17 protein-coding genes are annotated in these 17280 nt (G+C 39.6%); 6 read left to right on the top strand and 11 right to left on the bottom strand.

From position 1 onward, the window contains the following. The first annotated feature begins 8 nt into the window (after positions 1-8). Genes J4N24_RS20220 through J4N24_RS20230 form a run of 3 tightly spaced genes read left to right on the top strand, consistent with a single transcriptional unit; the run spans position 9 to position 3467 of the window. Complete coding sequence (locus J4N24_RS20220; RefSeq protein ID WP_207535543.1) at positions 9-1607, top strand: ArnT family glycosyltransferase; 1599 nt, start codon at positions 9-11, stop codon at positions 1605-1607. Next, entirely contained in the window at positions 1604-2551 is a 948-nt protein-coding gene (locus tag J4N24_RS20225; RefSeq protein WP_207535544.1) for a glycosyltransferase family 2 protein, read from the top strand. Before J4N24_RS20220 ends, J4N24_RS20225 begins: the two co-directional genes overlap by 4 nt. Further along, complete coding sequence (locus J4N24_RS20230; protein ID WP_207535545.1) at positions 2529-3467, top strand: lysylphosphatidylglycerol synthase transmembrane domain-containing protein; 939 nt, start codon at positions 2529-2531, stop codon at positions 3465-3467. The genes J4N24_RS20225 and J4N24_RS20230 overlap by 23 nt, the downstream gene beginning before the upstream one ends. Here J4N24_RS20230 and J4N24_RS20235 read toward each other — a convergent pair. Further along, positions 3439-4395 (bottom strand): GDP-mannose 4,6-dehydratase, encoded by a 957-nt coding sequence (locus J4N24_RS20235; protein WP_207535546.1) that lies wholly within the window; start codon positions 4393-4395, stop codon positions 3439-3441. The two genes, J4N24_RS20230 and J4N24_RS20235, sit on opposite strands and share 29 nt — an antisense overlap. Positions 4396-4666: 271 nt before the next feature. Here J4N24_RS20235 and J4N24_RS20240 point away from each other — a divergent pair, with 271 nt between their 5' ends. Together J4N24_RS20240 and J4N24_RS20245 are read left to right on the top strand one after the other, a co-directional pair. After that, complete coding sequence (locus tag J4N24_RS20240) at positions 4667-5368, top strand: SDR family NAD(P)-dependent oxidoreductase (protein WP_207535547.1); 702 nt, start codon at positions 4667-4669, stop codon at positions 5366-5368. 90 nt (positions 5369-5458) lie between these two features. Then, positions 5459-5857 (top strand): hypothetical protein, encoded by a 399-nt coding sequence (locus tag J4N24_RS20245; protein ID WP_207535548.1) that lies wholly within the window; start codon positions 5459-5461, stop codon positions 5855-5857. Between the two features lie 64 nt (positions 5858-5921). Here J4N24_RS20245 and J4N24_RS20250 read toward each other — a convergent pair whose 3' ends face one another. The 9 genes from J4N24_RS20250 to J4N24_RS20290 all read right to left on the bottom strand — a co-directional run bounded on the left by J4N24_RS20250 (position 5922) and on the right by J4N24_RS20290 (position 14911). Further along, complete coding sequence (locus J4N24_RS20250; protein ID WP_207535549.1) at positions 5922-6740, bottom strand: enoyl-ACP reductase FabI; 819 nt, start codon at positions 6738-6740, stop codon at positions 5922-5924. Between the two features lie 162 nt (positions 6741-6902). Then, positions 6903-8564: a DNA repair protein RecN gene (recN, locus tag J4N24_RS20255; protein ID WP_207535550.1), complete on the bottom strand. Its 1662-nt coding sequence runs from the start codon at positions 8562-8564 to the stop codon at positions 6903-6905. Between the two features lie 90 nt (positions 8565-8654). Next, complete coding sequence (gene porD, locus J4N24_RS20260) at positions 8655-9554, bottom strand: type IX secretion system protein PorD (RefSeq protein ID WP_207535551.1); 900 nt, start codon at positions 9552-9554, stop codon at positions 8655-8657. Beyond that, positions 9551-10750 (bottom strand): bifunctional phosphopantothenoylcysteine decarboxylase/phosphopantothenate--cysteine ligase CoaBC, encoded by a 1200-nt coding sequence (coaBC, locus tag J4N24_RS20265; protein WP_207535552.1) that lies wholly within the window; start codon positions 10748-10750, stop codon positions 9551-9553. The genes porD and coaBC overlap by 4 nt, the downstream gene beginning before the upstream one ends. A gap of 155 nt (positions 10751-10905) precedes the next feature. Next, a complete protein-coding gene (locus tag J4N24_RS20270; RefSeq protein ID WP_207535553.1) occupies positions 10906-11238 on the bottom strand; it encodes a DNA-directed RNA polymerase subunit omega in 333 nt (110 codons plus the stop codon). Beyond that, positions 11231-12133 carry an outer membrane protein assembly factor BamD gene (locus J4N24_RS20275; protein WP_207535554.1) on the bottom strand — a complete coding sequence of 301 codons (903 nt, stop codon included), beginning with the start codon at positions 12131-12133 and terminating at the stop codon, positions 11231-11233. The genes J4N24_RS20270 and J4N24_RS20275 overlap by 8 nt, the downstream gene beginning before the upstream one ends. A gap of 134 nt (positions 12134-12267) precedes the next feature. Continuing rightward, the gene (locus tag J4N24_RS20280) at positions 12268-13395 is read right to left on the bottom strand and encodes a hypothetical protein (RefSeq protein WP_207535555.1); all 1128 of its coding nucleotides are present in this window, start codon (positions 13393-13395) and stop codon (positions 12268-12270) included. Between the two features lie 226 nt (positions 13396-13621). After that, positions 13622-14308 (bottom strand): hypothetical protein, encoded by a 687-nt coding sequence (locus J4N24_RS20285; RefSeq protein ID WP_207535556.1) that lies wholly within the window; start codon positions 14306-14308, stop codon positions 13622-13624. A gap of 21 nt (positions 14309-14329) precedes the next feature. Next, positions 14330-14911, bottom strand: a complete 582-nt coding sequence (locus J4N24_RS20290) for a uracil-DNA glycosylase family protein (RefSeq protein WP_207535557.1) — start codon at positions 14909-14911, stop codon at positions 14330-14332. A gap of 268 nt (positions 14912-15179) precedes the next feature. Between J4N24_RS20290 and J4N24_RS20295 the strand changes: the two genes are divergently transcribed. Then, positions 15180-16391 (top strand): pectinesterase family protein, encoded by a 1212-nt coding sequence (locus J4N24_RS20295; RefSeq protein WP_207535558.1) that lies wholly within the window; start codon positions 15180-15182, stop codon positions 16389-16391. A gap of 65 nt (positions 16392-16456) precedes the next feature. Here the strand turns inward: J4N24_RS20295 and J4N24_RS20300 are convergent, their stop codons facing one another. After that, positions 16457-16675, bottom strand: a complete 219-nt coding sequence (locus tag J4N24_RS20300) for a hypothetical protein (protein WP_207424036.1) — start codon at positions 16673-16675, stop codon at positions 16457-16459. Positions 16676-17280 lie beyond the last annotated feature (605 nt).

A 17280-nucleotide genomic window follows, 5' to 3' on the forward strand; every position in this document is an offset into this window, starting at 1 on the left:
TGCCTTAAATGCAGTCAATCGATAACTATTTCGAAAAGTATCCGGAAAGGGTCTTCACCTTTCTTATAATACTGGCAATTCCTGCCTTTTTTATTAATCTTGGATTGTTACCACTGTTTGCCGACGAACCCACCAGGGCTAATGTTGCACTAGAAATGATCCTTAGCAAGAATTATTCGGTACCAACGGTTGGGGGAGAATATTACTACAATAAGCCCCCGCTTTATAATTGGTTGCTGGCTGCATTATACCTGATTTCGGGAAGCTATTCAGAATTTATAACACGGTTGCCAGCCGAAATTCCGATGTTTCTGTTTGCAATAACTATTTTTGCCTCGGTTAATTATTTCCTGAAAGACAAACGGATAGCTCTGGTAAGTGGAATGTTGTTTATGCTAAACGGCAGGATGCTCCTATACGATTCCATGCTTGGTCATATAGATATTTTCTATTCCTGGCTTACCTTTATCTCGTTCATGTGCATGTTCTATTTCTACCAGAGAAAGCAATGGTTCCTGCTCTTTTTATCAACTTACATCATTACTGCTATAACTTTTCTATGTAAGGGTTTGCCTTCTATTGTTTTCCAGGGCTTTAGTATAATAACACTTCTGCTTTACACCCGTAATTTTAAAAAGTTTTTCAGCTGGCAACACATACTATCTGGCATCATCTGTTTGTTCATAATAGCTGCATATTTCTATAACTACTCGCTGCATAATCCAAACCTCGAAGGCTACTTCGCCACCATTTGGGATCAAAGTAGTCAAAGGACGGCGGGTAGGGCAGGGCTGGCAAAAAGTATAAAACATCTTTTAATGTTTCCCGTGGAGCATTTAAGTCATCTGTTCCCCGTCAGTCTTATGCTGCTTTTTTGTTTTCATAGAGAATTCCTTAGGGGCATCAGGAAAAATGAATTTCTGAAATTTATTTGCCTGATCTTTCTTGCAAACATTTGGGTTTACTGGCTCTCACCAGAAACTCGTCCACGGTATTTATTAATGCTTTATCCTCTGGTTACTATAGTATTTACGCATGCTTACTTTACCTATCGGAAAAAAATTCCATTGCTTGATAAAATAGTTAACGTTATTTTCCTGGTAATAGGTATCCTGGTGTTGCTGGCGGTTCCAATTGCTGTAATAGCAGGCAAACTACCATCAGTGTCTTTCCTGCTTGTTAAAGCAATTTTTATAACAGTCTTAATTGGAGTAAGTCTGCTGGCAATATGGAAGGCGAAGAACTACAAGATCATTCCTTTCCTGGCTCTGCTTATTTTCGTAAGGTTGGGATTCAGCTTATTTATTCTTCCCGAGCGGAATGCTAAACATGAAGGCAATTATTACAAAACAGTGTGTACTGAAATGGGGAAGACCAGCACTAACGCAGCATTCTATTTCTACCAATACCATCCTGAAGTTGTAAGCATTCCTTTTCACGACAGGCTTATTTTTTACATTGAGAGAAGTAGAGGCTCGAAGGTTAAATTTACTGAGGTGGATAGCAAGCCAGGTTATTATCTTACCTTTGACCGCGATTTGAAAAATCCTGCTGCAGTCTTGCTTAAGACATTTGAAGGCAATCTGAAATTATTTAAAGTACAATGAGGGAACTTTCTGTAGTAATTACAGTTTTAAACGAGCGAGAGAATATTACTCCATTGATTGACGCTATTCGTAATGCATTGAATGGGATAGATTATGAAGTAGTTTTTGTAGACGACGGGTCGAGTGACGGAACTCAGAGGGAAATTAAGAAACAGGCAGATGACCGCATTGTGCTGGTTGAGTTGAGAAAGAATTACGGACAGAGTACGGCTATGACGGCTGGAATTGATCATACTACTGGCAAATATGTAGCCCTGCTTGACGGCGACCTTCAGAATGATCCTTCTGATATTCCTTTTATGCTGCAAAAGTTGAAGGATGAAGATTGGGATGTTGTTGCCGGAAATAGAAAGAATCGTCAGGACGGTGTTTTCCTTCGCAAAATTCCTTCAAAAATCGCAAATGCTCTTATCAGAAGGATGACCGGCGTATATATTAAGGATTATGGCTGCACGCTGAAAGTCTTTAAGAGGGAAATTGCGGAAGATCTTGGAATTTACGGAGAGCTCCACCGCTTTATTCCTGTATTAGCAAAATTGCAGGGTGCAAATATCACTCAGGTAGACGTAAAGCACCACGCACGGATGTTTGGAAAATCTAAATACGGATTGAACAGAACATTTAAGGTGATGTCAGATTTGATCACCATGGTTTTCTTCCGTAAGTATATCCAGAAACCTATGCACCTTTTCGGCTCACTTGGTTTTATTGCGCTTTTCCTGGGGATTGTCATTAATTTATACCTGCTTGGATTAAAAATTATGGGACATGATATTTGGGGGAAGCCTATTCTTATCCTCGGTCTGATTTTTCTTCTGGGAGGAATTCAGCTGATAACCATAGGAATATTAGCCGAGATAAATATTCGTACATACTTTGAAGGAACTAACCGCAAGACATATCAGGTAAGAAGAGTGTTTAATGGACAAGAAGAAGCTAACTAATGCCGCTAAGATCTTATTAAAGATCGCGGTAACAATCCTGTTGATCTTCCTTATCTCAAGAAAGATCGATTTTGTTCAGGTAAAAAACATTTTCCTGAAAAGCGATCCTCTGTATATCTTTTTAGCTCTTGTTGCTTATTGTCTTTCCCAGATATTTTCCTCCTGGCGTTTATTAGACTTTTTAAAAAGCATTGGGATGGAGATAAGTTATGGCTACAACCTTCGCTTATACCTTCTTGGCCTATTTTATAACGTTTTCCTTCCAGGTGGAATAGGAGGAGACGGTTTCAAAATCTATATCCTCAGAAAAAAATATCAGTTGCCCACGAAGCGTATCTTTCTAGCCTTGTTCTTAGATCGTTTAAGTGGCCTATGGGCTATAGGAACATTGTGTGTTGTTCTGATTATTTTGATTCCTCAGGTAAAGATCGCGCTTGCACTTCCAATTGCTATCCTGGTGCTTGGTACAATTGTTTATTACGTTGTTCTTAGGAAGTTTTTCCCCGACTACTCCAAATGCTTTTTACCAGCGCAGTCCAAAGCTTTAGTCGTACAATCCTTTCAGTTACTTGCCGTGATCTGTATCCTTCTATCGCAGCAATTTGTTGGTAAATTTTCACCTTACTTATTCAGTTTCCTTGTTGCTTCAGTGGCCACTATTATTCCAGTAACCTTTGGAGGCTTCGGATTAAGAGAGTACGTTATGACCCATGCTTCCAGCATCTTTAATATGGATCAGTCGCTGGCTGTCTTTGTTACCCTGGCGTTTTTTATTGTTTCTACCATTGCAGCTTTACCAGGAATGTATTTTGTTTATCGCTCAAACGAATTTGCCAACCCGCCTAGTGACGAAGAAGCAGCGCAATTCGAAAAGGAGGCAGACCGCTCTATTGAACAACAGTCTCCTTCTGCTTAAACCACTCAAAAAATGACTGTAGTCCGTCCTTTAGATTAGTTGAAGGGTTATATCCAAGAAGCTCCTGTGCTTTTGTTATATTAGCATAAGTTTGAGGAACGTCACCTGGCTGTTCTGCTTGTCTGTCAATAATTGCTTTCTGACCGCAAGTTTCCTCTACAGCTTCAATCAGCTCGCTCAGGGTAACTGTCTTTCTGTTACCGAGATTGATAATTTCAAAACTACTTTTTTCGTAATCTATTGCTGCTAACACCCCTTTTACAGTATCAGCAACATACGTGTAATCCCTGCTGGTACTACCATCGCCATAAACGGGGATAGGTTGGCCCTTCAAGATTGATTTAAAAAACTTGTGGATAGCCAGGTCAGGGCGTTGCCCTGGTCCATACACGGTAAAGAACCTTAATGCAATAAAGCGAATTCCGTAAAGGTGACTGTAAACATGACCTAGCATCTCTCCTGAAAGCTTTGTTGATGCATAAGGACTAATTGGAAGTAGTTTCTCTTCCTCATGCCATGGCACATTCTGGTTTACACCATACACGCTGCTTGAGGAAGCAAAAACAAACTGTTTAATCCCTCTTTCCTTCGCAAATTCAAGCAGGGTTTGTGTTCCGCTAACGTTGACATCCTGGTACAAGACAGGGTTATTAATACTAGGTCTTACCCCAGCCTTTGCTGCCAGATGTACTATAATATTAACGTTCTCAATTTTCCTTAAGTCCTCAATATTCCGGATATCACCCTCAATAAATTCGAAGTTTCCATTCTCTAAGAATGGCTTTATATTTAATCTTTTCTGCTCAATGGAATAGAAAGGATCAAAGTTATCTATACAGCTAACGTAAGTATCTGGGTCTTTCAGTAATTCTTTAATCAGATTACTACCAATAAATCCAGCTCCGCCTGTAACCAGAATATGTCTCATGCACGTGTTATGAACTCAAGGCCAAGTGGTACCTGCGTTATTCAGGAAAGCAAATCTACCTTGAAAATAATTTGCAAAGCTACAGTTTTAAATCTTCCTGCCTATAACTACGGCTCATATTTAAGTAAAACCTTTCTTTAGAGGTCAAAATTAAGCTTTTGGGGCACACCATCATTTCACCACAGCGTTTAAGTAATATTATTTACTTTCGCAGCCAAAAGGTACAGTTTTAGTATGGCTGTTCAGGATCTTAACTATAAATGTATAAACGATGAAAATTCTTATAACAGGGGCAAGTAGCGGAGTTGGATTTGAAGCAGTTCTTGAGCTGATCTTAAAAAATGATAATGAAGTAATTGCACTTGCACGCTCCCAGGATAAGCTAAAAAGATTATATGAAATTGCAAAGGATCTGAATCCGGAAGCGAACTTGTTTCCTGCAAAGTTCGATATCGTTCACGACGATTACAGTTCCCTGGCTAATTTTGTACAAGAACGTATCGGAAGCATTGATGTATTGATAAATAATGCAGGGCAATTGATCAACAAACCTTTCGCTGAAACTACACAAATTGATTTTGTCGAGATGTTACAGAGCAATCTGCTAGGGCATGTTAAAATGATTCAGAATATGTTGCCGCTGTTAAATGAAGGGGCACATGTCGTAAACATTGGTAGCATGGGAGGGTATCAACATAGTGCTAAATTCCCTGGTCTGGCTGCTTATTCAGCCAGTAAGGCTGCTTTACATACTCTTACTGAATGTTTAGCTGCAGAATACGCAGAGCGGAATATGCGCTTTAATTGTCTTGCCCTCGGATCTGCACAAACAGAGATGTTGGAGCAGGCCTTTCCTGGATACACCTCCCCGGTAATGGCTTTTGAAATGGGAAAATATATTGCAGATTTTGCATTGACTGGGCATAAGTTTTTCAATGGAAAGGTAATCCCTGTCGCTCTAACCACGCCTTAGTTGAGAAGGCTGTGGTATTGGAAAAAAAAGTATTTTTTTCTGTTACAAAGGAAGGATAGCTGTCGTCTAAGTAAAACACACACTTAGATTATGAAACTTTATCTGACCTTACTTGCACCATTACTACTCCTCTTCTCAGCATGTCAGAAGAATGAGTATGTTGACGTTATTGATAACAGGACGATCATTGTTAATGTTCCAGCAACAAGTTGGACGTCGACAAATGGGGGTAAAAGCTATTTCGCTACGGTTGATATGCCCGAAATTACGAATGAGTTTAACGAAAGGGGAGGTGTTCTTGTCTATTTAACTTTCGGAAACAGAACATATGAGAAGCTACCCCAAGTTTCCAATGGTGTATCCTATAGGTTCACCTCCAGTCCGGGACATATTGACCTAGGCTTGGAAAGCTCTGACCCCGGTGTCACTATTTCCCCTCCGGGACAAACAATAACAGCGAAGATAATACTTGTAGAATCCCAATTCTGAATATAAATAAAGAAGCCGGCCTGTAATCAGCGCCGGCTTTTATGTTGTGTTGTTTTTGTCTTTATTAGCTTGTAATGCCCATTTTATTCAGTACTTCTGCACTTACACCTGTAGTGGAGTAACCACCATCGTGGAATAAGTTTTGCATCGTAACCATTCTGGTTAGATCAGAGAATAGAGCCACACAGAAGTCGGCACAAGAGGCTGCATCAGCATTTCCAAGAGGGGAAATTGCATCTGCATAATCAAAGAAATCACCAAAGCCTTTGATTCCAGTACCTGCAGTTGTTTTGGTTGGGGACTGAGAAACGGTATTGATTCTCACTTTTTTCTCAACACCATAGTGGTATCCAAAGCTGCGGGCAATAGACTCTAGCATAGACTTGATATCAGCCATGTCAGTATAAAAAGGATAAGTACGCTGGGCGGCCATATAAGTTAAAGCCACAACACTACCCCATTCGCTAATTGCATCGAGTTGTCTTGCAACACTTAGCATTTTGTGGAATGAAAGTGCAGATATATCAATACCTTTTAAAAAGTAATCGTAATTAGATTCTGTGTAAGGGATATTCTTACGCATATTAACACTCATACCAATAGAGTGAAGAACGAAGTCTATTTTACCTCCAAGTACTTCTTGTGATTGAGTAAATAAGTTTGTTAAATCTTCAATACTGGTTGCATCGGCAGGAATAACCTGAGAATTAGTTTTTTCTGCTAAGGCATTTATTTCTCCCATGCGCATTGCAACAGGAGCATTGGTAAGAACAAAGGTAGCACCTTCCTCATGCGCTTTTTCTGCCACCTTCCAGGCAATCGAGTTTTCATTTAAAGCACCTGTAATAATGCCGCGTTTACCTTTTAATAAGTTGTAAGCCATTATCAAATAATTTGGTGGGCTAAAATAAGGAAACTAATTGATTTCGGTCCAAAGATTTAAGAATTCAGTCTTATAGCTTCAAATGGTTGTCTACTACGCTTGAAATACTCGTCAACAGTATTTCCAAAATCGTAATTCGTAAATCTAAAATCGTAACTCTACCTATCCTTCCAGCAATTCCTTTGCATGTTGCAGGGCAAACTCTCCAGGGTTCTCACCACTTAGCATTTTTGCAATTTCAAGAACCCGCTCATCCGTTGAAAGCTCTCGGATATTGGTATGAGTAATATCTTCTCTGTCATCCTTATAAACCCAGTAATGCGCATTACCCTTGCTGGCAATTTGCGGAAGGTGAGTAATGGCCAGTACCTGCATGCTTTCCGAGAGCCGTTCCATGATACGGCCCACTTTCTGAGCTACTTCTCCTGATATACCCGTATCGATCTCGTCGAATATAATAGTCGGTAAAGCAATATGACGGGAGATCAGAGATTTTATCGCTAGCATCAATCTTGAAAGCTCACCTCCCGACGCTACTTTATTCATTGGCGCAGGTTCCTGACCTTTGTTAGCCGAGAATAAGAACTGAACTTTGTTTCTGCCATTGCTGTTAAACTCATCTTCAGACAGAAGGACGTTCTCTATCTTTAATACCGAATTAGGCATTCCTACATCAGCAAGCATCTCTTTCACCTTTGCTTCTATAGAAGGAATCACTTCGTTCCGACTTGCAGATAGCGTATCGGACAATACTACCAGCTCTGCTCTTAAATGCTCAATTTCGATCTTCAGTTTATCCAACTCTTCTTCAGATGAAGAGATTGAATTAAGCTTTTCTGAAAGGCTCTCCCTGATCGCAATTAATTCTTTATTACTTCCAACACGGTGTTTCTTTTGAAGTTTATAGATAAGATCCAACCTTTCATTTACCTCCGAAAGCCTTTCCTCATCTATATAGGTGCCTTGCTCCAGCGTTTCTATCTCCGACTGGATATCTTTGATCTCAATCAAACTGCTTTGCAAGCGTTCTGTTAAACTACCTGCATCAGGCAAAAACTTCTCAATCTGTTGCAACTGATTTAAAGCCTCTTTCAAATTTAAAAGTACTGATCTCTCGTCTTCGCTTAATACAAATGAGGCAGCAAGAAGATTTTTCTTGATTTCCTCCGCATGAGTAAGGCTGTTAAGCTCCTGTTCCAAACCATCCTGTTCGTCTTCAGCCAAGTTAGCCTGATCAAGTTCCTCAAACTGAAACTGAAAATAATCCTGATCTGACTTAGATTGAGCATTGATCTCTTCCAGTTCTTTCAGACGGTTAACCGATTTGCGATATGCTTTGTAGTTCTTCTGGTAATTCTGTAAAAGTGTTTCATTAGCAGCCAGAGTATCTACAACCAGTAGTTGAAAACCTTCATCGTTTATTTCAAGAGTAGCATGCTGAGAGTGAATATCGATCAGCCTTTCACCCAACTCTCGTAAGGTAGTAAGATTAACAGGGGTGTCGTTCACAAATGCCCGGGATTTGCCATCAGCGGATATTTCCCTTCTAAGTACCGTCTCCTGCTCCAGATCCAGGTCTTTTTCCTCAAAGAAATTACCCAGCGCATAATTACCAATGTGAAAATATCCTTCAATAACACATTTTTTCTGCTGATTATAAAAGTATTTACTCTCTGCTCTTTGTCCCAGGATCAGAGAAAGGGCCCCAAGGATAATAGATTTTCCAGCTCCTGTTTCACCTGTAATGATGTTCAGGTTCTTAGAAAAGTTGATATCAAGATTTTCAATTAAAGCGTAATTTCTGATTGTAAGGCGACTAAGCATCTTTATGCAGCTAGGACTTGTTTAGTTATTGTTAGATGATTAATTGTTGAACAAGTAAAAAGTTTCAAGTTGATGTTAGCAATTGAATTGCTAATTTTTTTTCAATATCTCGTACTTGGTAATATTTGCAGGATCCAGAACACTTAAAATATTGTAAGACTTTACTCTTTCCTGTGGTGCAGCCTGACTTAATATATTCACCAATTCATTCGCTTTTGAAGTGAAAAATACCTGGTTAATCATGGCACCCTGCTTCTGCTTATCAATCCTTTGCAAGGTTGGAAGCAAACCCAGAATATTCTTCCGGCCCTTGTTTTGATTATCATACATCAGGTCAAGACCATTCCTATGGTACTCATACAAAACTTCCCTTACAGGATTATAGTCTTTATTGGTAAGGTTTTCAACTAGCCAATATCGGTTTTTCATTGATTCAAAAGCCTTCCAGCCTATAAAAGCTGCGTTTTGTGCGTTGTTGACAACGTTCTGCGCTTTTGCATAATACTGGCTTCCTCCCATCTTCGAAAACGTATCATAATCCATACCTATAATTATATAAGCATAGTAGGCTAAAAGCGATGAAAGATTATTTACAAAGTTTTGGTCGGAGTAGTCTAACGGCTGTCCCTCAGAGTAGGTAAATGCAAATTCCTTATCACTTAAATTAAGAACAGTACTGTTAAAACTGCTGCCGTACACCGGGCGGGCAGACTGGATCTGTGCTTCAGCTTTGAAATTAGACGAGCCGTCCCATTCTAAGATATTAATAACGAAATTGCAGTCTATCCTTTCCTGAGAACCGAAATTATCAGAAGACCATTTACGGTTATTCAAAAAATCCCTTATTGCTGTCTGCAAAACCTCCAGAGGTCTTTTGTTCGTATTCTGAACCTGCGGTGATAAGATCTGGACCCTCGCGTTAAGGTCTTGAGCCTTTGTTCCAATAGTCAAAGTAAGCAACAGGATCATCAGGGGTATGTATCTTCTCATTTTATAATCGCTAAAATCTTACTGCAAATATCCTTAGCTACTTCCTCTTTAGATTTGAGGTCAAATGTTTCTTCTGTCTGATGTTTATCAATAATAGTGATTTTATTAGTATCAGACTGGAATCCTGCACCTTTATCATTCAAGGAATTCAGCACTATGAAATCAAGGTTTTTTTTCTCTAGCTTCTTTAACGCGTTTTCACGCTCATTATTTGTTTCCAGTGCGAATCCGACAAGAATTTGACCGTCTCTCTTTGTCCTTCCCAGGCCTGACAAGATATCCGTAGTTTTTACCAGCTTTATATTGAATTCCTGTTCGTCTTTCTTAATCTTATTCTCAGCCACCAGTTTTGGCTTATAGTCTGCTACTGCCGCACTCATAACCGTTATATCACATACTGGAAATATCTTTTCAACCTCTCTTCGCATATCTTCCGCCGAAACTACATCATATCTGGTGATATTCTCTCCTGATAGGTTCAAAGATGTTGGGCCACTAATAAGGTGAACCTTTGCGCCCAGTCTTTGAAGTTCCTCGGCTATAGCAAACCCCATTTTTCCCGAAGAGTGATTTCCAATAAACCTTACCGGATCTATGGCTTCATAAGTGGGACCAGCTGTAACTAAAGCTTTTTTTCCCAGTAACGGAAGTTTCCGCTCATCTTGTGATTTCAAGAAGTGGAGAATTTCTTCTGGCTCAGCCATTCTACCTTCACCTACCAATCCGCTCGCAAGCTCTCCATTACCTGGTTGTATTACAATATTGCCGTAAGATTGAAGTTTTTGAATATTAGCACGGGTAGCAGGGTGCTTCCACATATCGAGGTCCATTGCAGGAGCAAGAAATACGGGACATTTAGCAGATAAATAAACAGCAGTGAGAATATTATCGCATAAACCGGTAGCAAATTTTGCCAGCGTATTAGCGCTCGTTGGAGCAATAAGGATATAGTGGGCCCATAAGGCGAGGTCTACGTGATTGTTCCACTCGCCTGTAGTGGGGTTAAAGTATTCTGTGTAAACCGGATTTTTAGATAGAGTAGAAAGTGTTAGTGGACCAATGAAATGGGTTGCATCTTTGGTCATAATCACTTTGACATTTGCTCCTGCCTTAATCAGTAAACGTGTTAAGATAGCAGATTTATAACAGGCAATACTGCCACAAATGCCTAGTATGATATTTTTTCCTTCAAGCATAAAATAAAAGCCGTTATAATGTTCCGGCCACCAATTGATTATGGCTTATGCTTTTGCTTAAAGCCCTTCTCAGGCTCAAACTTACATAAAATTGCCTTTTAAACTTTACCCTTGAAGGTATAAAATTTAAAAGGCAATATGTGAATAAGAACAAATTACTTCTGCTCTTTCGAAGGATTTCTGTAGTAAACTTTTCCGTTTAAAAATTCGTCCATAGCAATAAGATTTGGCTTAGGCATACGCTCGTAATGCTTAGATATCTCAATTTGCTCACGGTTTTCGAAAACTTCTTCAAGGTTATCATTAGAAGAAGCAAACTCAGAAAGTTTGCCGTGCAATTCTTCTTTTAAGTTAGCAGAAATTTGATTCGCCCTTTTAGCAATAACAACCAGCGACTCGTATAAGTTGCCAGTAGTTTGGTCAAGTTGACGCACATCCCGCGTAACTGTACTTGTTGGTACTCCTTGTGTATTTTTAGTGCTACTCATTTTCAGCTTGTTTATTATCTTCCTTTTTATTGTCGTTCTTTTTATCTGTTCCCTGCTCTGCAGCAAGGATCTTTTTAGCCTGATCAATTCCGTGTTCAGACTGCTTTCTCATGTCCTTAACTTCCTTCAGGTATTTGCTGTTTGCAAAATCCTCAGCAAATTCGTCAGCCATAGTAACGGCCTCCGTGTAGCGCTCTTCCTGCTTAGTCTCCAAACTGTTTTCCGCATACAAGATCTGGGCTTTAATACTTAGGTATCCTATTTCCTCTGCGTATTTAGTATCCGGATAATCTCTTAACACATTTCTAAATGCAATTACTGCTGCCCTGTAATTTTGCGCATCGTATCCACCAGTGGTAAGATAAAGCTTGGCATTGTCATAAGCCTTTTTCTCCAATTTATCCCTAAGGTCCTGAATAAGTTTACTGGCCTCAGCAACTCTTTCGCTCTTTGGGTATAAATTGATGAACAATTGTAATGCATCAATGGCTTTTACCGTGTTGTCCTGGTCCAAAGAATAGTTAGGAGACTCCAGGTAATAACAGTAAGCCGACATGTAGCGGCATTCTTCTGCCTTTGGGCTATTAGGGTAAGTGTCCGCAAATACCTTAAACTGATATCTGGCAGTTGTGTAGTCCTTTAATTTATAATTAGTGTACGCTAAATAAAACGCCAGGTCTTCCGCTTCATCCCGACCTCTGTATTTCTGGTTAAGGTCGTCGAATAGTATAAGTGCTTTACTGTATTTCTTACTGTTGTATAGGCGAATACCTTCCTGGTACTTCTTACCAGTATCGTTGCTTGCCTGCAATTTCTCAAATTTGCTTTTGCAACCAACGGCAGTAGCCATCATTATTATTAAGCAATGCGTTATAAAACGCTTGTTTTTAAACATCCTGCAAAGATAGGTTAAATCTCTTATTTGTCAATCTATTAATTATTTCGAAAGTACTAGCTTTTAAAACAGCTTTAAGGGCTTTAACAAACTTTAACAGAAACGTAAAAGCCGGTTTTTTTAGTACATTTCTCCTATTGGCGAAGGTTCCATGCAATACCAATGCTTAACAGTTTGTCGGCCTTTAAAGAAACACGAGTATTAGTTAGTATTGCAGAAAAGCGTAATCGCCCTACATAAACACCTCCCCCAAGCTCTACAAATGGGATGATATCCAGGTAGTCAAAATTATTGTTGGTGGAGAGTATTGGTGTTAAGCCAAAATCTATAAATGGAACTACGGTCGAGGTAAAAGGCCGGAAGTTCAGCTGCTGGTATAATGGAAATCTTAAATAATGTTCTTCAAAGGCATACTTTTCGTATTGGTAATTCACATACATATAGTTGATACCTGTTCTTAACGAGCCACGCTTACTTTTGTCTTTCCGGAATATATCCCAGAAATAACCAGCTGAAAAACTGGAGCTGCTTTCGAAATAGCCTGGAATATCTTTTGGCAAAAACAACCCTGCCTGAATTTCAATCCCACTTTTAGAAACAGCCTTGACCTTATATTTATAATCCCGTGAAGCTGCATTTGGGGCAAGGCAAGTATTATAATTTTGTGTAACTTCAATTATCCTTTCATCCTGAAATGGCAGTGCATCGAAATCAAAGTTGGAAAGCTTCTCACAATCATGGAACAAGGCCCTTAATACTCCCGTATATTTCTTTCTTAAGCTATAAAATCTGTCAGTAATTTTTTCCTCCTGACTTAGCGCAAAGTATTCCTCTCCTTTTCTTAGAACGTATACGTAATCGTTGTTAATAAGATAGATTGGTTTCAGTTCCTGTTCAGAAAGTTCAAGTTTATATAAGTCGGTCGTTCCTTTAACAAGCAACTTTGCAAATCTTAATTCTGCAATCGTATCCTGAGGATTTAAACGGAACAGGATTCTTTGGAAGGTTATAGAATCTGAAGCGAAAGAAAACTCTTCAACATTGTTGGGCGTGTATCGTATTTTTTCATCTGAAAGGCTCTTTTTGAAATAGAATGATTTGCTCAGTGCTAACTCGCTGTCACGAAGAATATACCCGAAAATAGTATCTCTCTTAGTTATAAGATAAGCTTGTTCAAAATTCTTGTTCTGGGCCAGGCCCGTTTTAAAAGAAATGAGAAGTGCACATAAAAGCACTGCGAGTGTGAAAGATTTAGTACTCATACAATTACAGATACAAATATATAAATACCGAGGAATTTTAAAAACGGAATGGCGTGGGCCCAGCGTTTGACTAATCTATCTCAAAGCCCTATTAATAGAATTGGCACTGAGAAAGTGTTTTGTAGCTGCACTCTCAATGCTGCAGTTTTAGATTTATTTGATCTTAATGTCACTCCGGTATATAAGGTCCCGGAATTTTATAAAATATCAGATAATTCCTTTTTTTCTAATATCTCGTGGTAGTACCTGAAGAAATCATAGTACTCGTTCTGGTGAAATACTTTGTTTTGTAAATCATTGTAGAAGCTACAGATTTTCCATTAACAAAAGCGGGAGAAAAATCTAAAGCTTCTGCTGACATTTTGGAGAACTCTAATTTACCAGAATCATTATAATCGCTTGATTTAAGTTGATAAGTGCATTTATTCAAATTTCCATTTTCATCCAATAGTAAAATGAAATAGAGGTCACAGTTTATGTTACTGCTAGGAGGACGGAAAGAACTCAGAAACTGTTCCATAAAGAAAGGGATACCGGTACCGAGACCTCCGATTAGAGCAGGATGTTGAACTGTATCACCTGGCTTGGCAGGAATATCATAGCTAACTGTACCCGCAGGCTTATTAACCTTTAATGTTTTGGAACTATAGTCGTAGATCTGCTCAATATTTTTATCAGAGCTGAAAAAGATCCATCTGCCAGCTCTTCGGTCATTTTCATAGCGACCGTCTGCCAGTAACACCGAGTCCTTATAAATATAGGCTTTTCCGTGTCTGATCTTTTTGTTGTCTTTGAGAACCTCATATTTCTCTATCAGATTCCCAAACAGATATCTTTTCTTTTTAACCGTTTCCTGGCAGAAAGATGATGAGTAAGCTAGAAGGAGTAATAAGGGAAGGTTCAAATATTTCATAGCTTTGAGTTTAAAGTAAAGCTATGAATTTCTTTTCAACAAATCTTTAACCCGCTCCCTTAAATCAGGAATTACCTCCTCTTCAAACCATGGATTTATCTTAACCCAATTTTTGTTCCTTGGGGAGGGATGTGGCAAAGGAAAGTATTGAGGAAGATAATCCTTATAAGCTCGGACTGTTTCTGTAAGTCCAGACTTATAATTCTTCCCTAGGTAATAGCGTTGTGCATATTGTCCGATTAATAATATAAGAGGTTTGGAAATAAAAAGGTCCATGATACGGGAGTGCCAAAGCGGGGCGCATTCTGTACGCGGAGGCAGATCTCCTGATTTGCCTTTACCCGGATAACAGAAACCCATGGGCATAATTGAAAAATATTCAGGATTATAAAATACCGATTCATTAATTCCTAACCATGCCCTTAAAGTTTTTCCGCTAGCGTCATTCCATGGAATTCCGGTCTCATGAACGCGGCGTCCCGGAGCCTGACCAACGATAATGATTTTAGAAGATGAGGATAGTTGGACTACGGGTCTCGGCCCCCAGCCTAATCCTTCCTTACATATTACACAACGTCTTATTTCTTCAACAAGAGTATCCATTACAAAACAAGGGAGTCTGAAATTACCTAACGGTGATGATCCTTTTAAGTTATCTTCAACTTAATATTCTACAAAAGCTAGCAAAAATGCTATAATACTAATCATAGTACGGCAATTAACTTTGGTCTACAATAACCAATCGCAGAACCTACTTTGACTTATTGCTGGACGGCAGCGTACACTATGTAATTTAATGAAAGACCAACTATTTTATTTTTTGACCACTAGGATCCGGACGTTTTTAATTCTGACCCTGGCTATATTTTTTATGAACTTGACCAGTGGTGCAGCCCATCCTGGAAAGAGAAGGACTGATTCGACTATCGATACCTTACGTCCCGATCTGATTGTAGCCAAAGATGGTTCCGGTTCTTTCAAAACCCTGGGAGAAGCTCTTCTTAATGTTACGAATGCATCTACCCACCGTATCATTATATATGTAAAGAATGGCGTTTACAACGAAAAGGTTACTGTCAATCGACCTAACGTAACCATCATTGGAGAAAGCAGAAAGAATACGAGAATAGAATTTTCGATTCCAGCAGGAAATGAAAGCATATCAAGAGGTGTATTTAATATTTTTGGGAACGGAGTAGTCCTCGAAAATCTTACAATAGCCAACACCTATCCACACAGGCGTCACACCTTCGCCTTGTACGGACGAGGCTCTTTTGTGATTACTAAAAATTGCGACTTTATAGCTAACGGAAATGATACTGTTGCCTTATGGGCCGAAGGAGGAGGATATTATTACCATGACAATTGTCACTTCGAGGGGAATATTGATTTTTTATGTCCGCGCGGCTGGTGTTATGTCAACAACTCGACCTTCTACGAAGTAGACACCAGAGCTGCCTTGTGGCATGATGGTGGAAAAGATCCGGGAAAGAAACTCGTTATTAAAAATTCTAAGTTCGATGGTGCCAGGAGTTATCCGCTCGGTCGTTATCCCCGCGACTCCCAATTTTATCTTATAGGTTGTCAGTTCTCAGATAGCACAAGGAATATTATAGATACAAATGCTCCCTCTAGTCCTAATGACGATTTCCATTGGGGTAGACGAGTTTATTTCGCAGATTGCTCTGCCGAAAAAGGGAACCCCGAGTGGTTAAACAACAATCTTTCAAAAGCAGCAGGCGCTCCCTCGATAAGCGACATTACTGCTAAATGGACATTTGATAATAAGTGGGATCCGGAAAGAACAGATGCACCGGAAGTTCTGGAGGTCAAAATAGGAAAGGTACATCGTACAGTTGATGTCGTTTTCTCAGAACCGGTGACTGTACGGGGCAATCCGGTGATAAAAACTAAGGCCGGAAAGACTTTGAAGTGGACAGCTTCTAATGGAGGATCAGTATTGCGCTTTGCTCTGCTTGATAAAGGAGATAAGCCTGAGAAGATTGATGTCGGTACAGGTTTGATCTTCGCATCAGAGGCAAATGTGAACATTAGGGTAGCCGGCTTGAAGTTGAAACCTTAGTTGTTATGCGTTATATTAAGGGTCATTGTTGAGTGTTTCCTCCCCATCTATTTGATTCGTTCTTGCTAGCTTTTCTTTTTTACATGATCAGCTAGTTTGTAGCCTTTGGTTTCGTTCTTGTCTTCCAGGTTAAGCAGAATAATGATTGAAATGATAGGAATGAGGAAGGATATGAAAAACCAAAACCAGAAGTTTCTGCCGGTATTGCGAGCCAGCATCCCTGCTATGATCTGAGGGGCGAGTAAAATTCCCCCAATTACTATAATTGCTAATAATTCTGCCACGGACTATAATACGTAATTAACGGAATTGTATTATTAGAAGATCTACTATTTGTATTAGGTAAGCGGAAGTATTTTCCATTGCAAGCGCTACTACAGGTTTTGTTGCCGAGTCCTGTAATGTCCGGCCCAACTCCTTCTATGGAGCGCCCCCAATCATTCTACAAGTAGTGCAGAGCGCTCCGGCAATAGATGCCCTTGCGTTCGGGTATCATAAAAATGATTCACCTGAGTAACGGCCAGATAATTTCATCTCTCCAACAGCACAAATGTAAGGAAGTCAAAAAGAATTTTTACGAAAGAAACCAGTCCTTGCGGCGTTTTGCGGAGAATTGCGGGTATTTGCGGCCAGATGCGGAAGGAAGGGTACTTTCTTCGGGGAGTGTTCGGGAAAAGGGGGTACTTTGTTCGGAAAAATGGGGGGCTTTCCCGAAGCTGCCTCGAACCTGTCCCGAATCTGACCCCTTTCTGAATGACCAGAATTTTTAAATGTCTAGTCCTAGTATAGCTTTACACTCGTCCTGGATTAATTTGACATCGTCCTGAATAGGACTTAACATATCCTGATTAAGGATTACATTTTATTTAGCTCGAATATAGCAATTGTT

It is taken from the genome of Desertivirga arenae, from assembly GCF_017355785.1.
Taxonomy (GTDB): domain Bacteria; phylum Bacteroidota; class Bacteroidia; order Sphingobacteriales; family Sphingobacteriaceae; genus Desertivirga; species Desertivirga arenae.

Bases quoted from the DNA above. Each gene is read 5' to 3' on its own strand.
- J4N24_RS20250 (WP_207535549.1), bottom strand. From the start codon at position 6,740: ATGGCTTACAACTTATTAAAAGGTAAACGCGGCATTATTACAGGTGCT.
- J4N24_RS20230 (WP_207535545.1), top strand. From the start codon at position 2,529: ATGGACAAGAAGAAGCTAACTAATGCCGCTAAGATCTTATTAAAGATC.
- J4N24_RS20245 (WP_207535548.1), top strand. From the start codon at position 5,459: ATGAAACTTTATCTGACCTTACTTGCACCATTACTACTCCTCTTCTCA.
- J4N24_RS20220 (WP_207535543.1), top strand. From the start codon at position 9: ATGCAGTCAATCGATAACTATTTCGAAAAGTATCCGGAAAGGGTCTTC.
- J4N24_RS20285 (WP_207535556.1), bottom strand. From the start codon at position 14,308: ATGAAATATTTGAACCTTCCCTTATTACTCCTTCTAGCTTACTCATCA.
- J4N24_RS20270 (WP_207535553.1), bottom strand. From the start codon at position 11,238: ATGAGTAGCACTAAAAATACACAAGGAGTACCAACAAGTACAGTTACG.
- J4N24_RS20240 (WP_207535547.1), top strand. From the start codon at position 4,667: ATGAAAATTCTTATAACAGGGGCAAGTAGCGGAGTTGGATTTGAAGCA.
- J4N24_RS20225 (WP_207535544.1), top strand. From the start codon at position 1,604: ATGAGGGAACTTTCTGTAGTAATTACAGTTTTAAACGAGCGAGAGAAT.
- recN (WP_207535550.1), bottom strand. From the start codon at position 8,564: ATGCTTAGTCGCCTTACAATCAGAAATTACGCTTTAATTGAAAATCTT.
- J4N24_RS20295 (WP_207535558.1), top strand. From the start codon at position 15,180: ATGAACTTGACCAGTGGTGCAGCCCATCCTGGAAAGAGAAGGACTGAT.
- J4N24_RS20290 (WP_207535557.1), bottom strand. From the start codon at position 14,911: ATGGATACTCTTGTTGAAGAAATAAGACGTTGTGTAATATGTAAGGAA.
- coaBC (WP_207535552.1), bottom strand. From the start codon at position 10,750: ATGCTTGAAGGAAAAAATATCATACTAGGCATTTGTGGCAGTATTGCC.
- J4N24_RS20235 (WP_207535546.1), bottom strand. From the start codon at position 4,395: ATGAGACATATTCTGGTTACAGGCGGAGCTGGATTTATTGGTAGTAAT.
- J4N24_RS20280 (WP_207535555.1), bottom strand. From the start codon at position 13,395: ATGAGTACTAAATCTTTCACACTCGCAGTGCTTTTATGTGCACTTCTC.
- J4N24_RS20275 (WP_207535554.1), bottom strand. From the start codon at position 12,133: ATGTTTAAAAACAAGCGTTTTATAACGCATTGCTTAATAATAATGATG.
- porD (WP_207535551.1), bottom strand. From the start codon at position 9,554: ATGAGAAGATACATACCCCTGATGATCCTGTTGCTTACTTTGACTATT.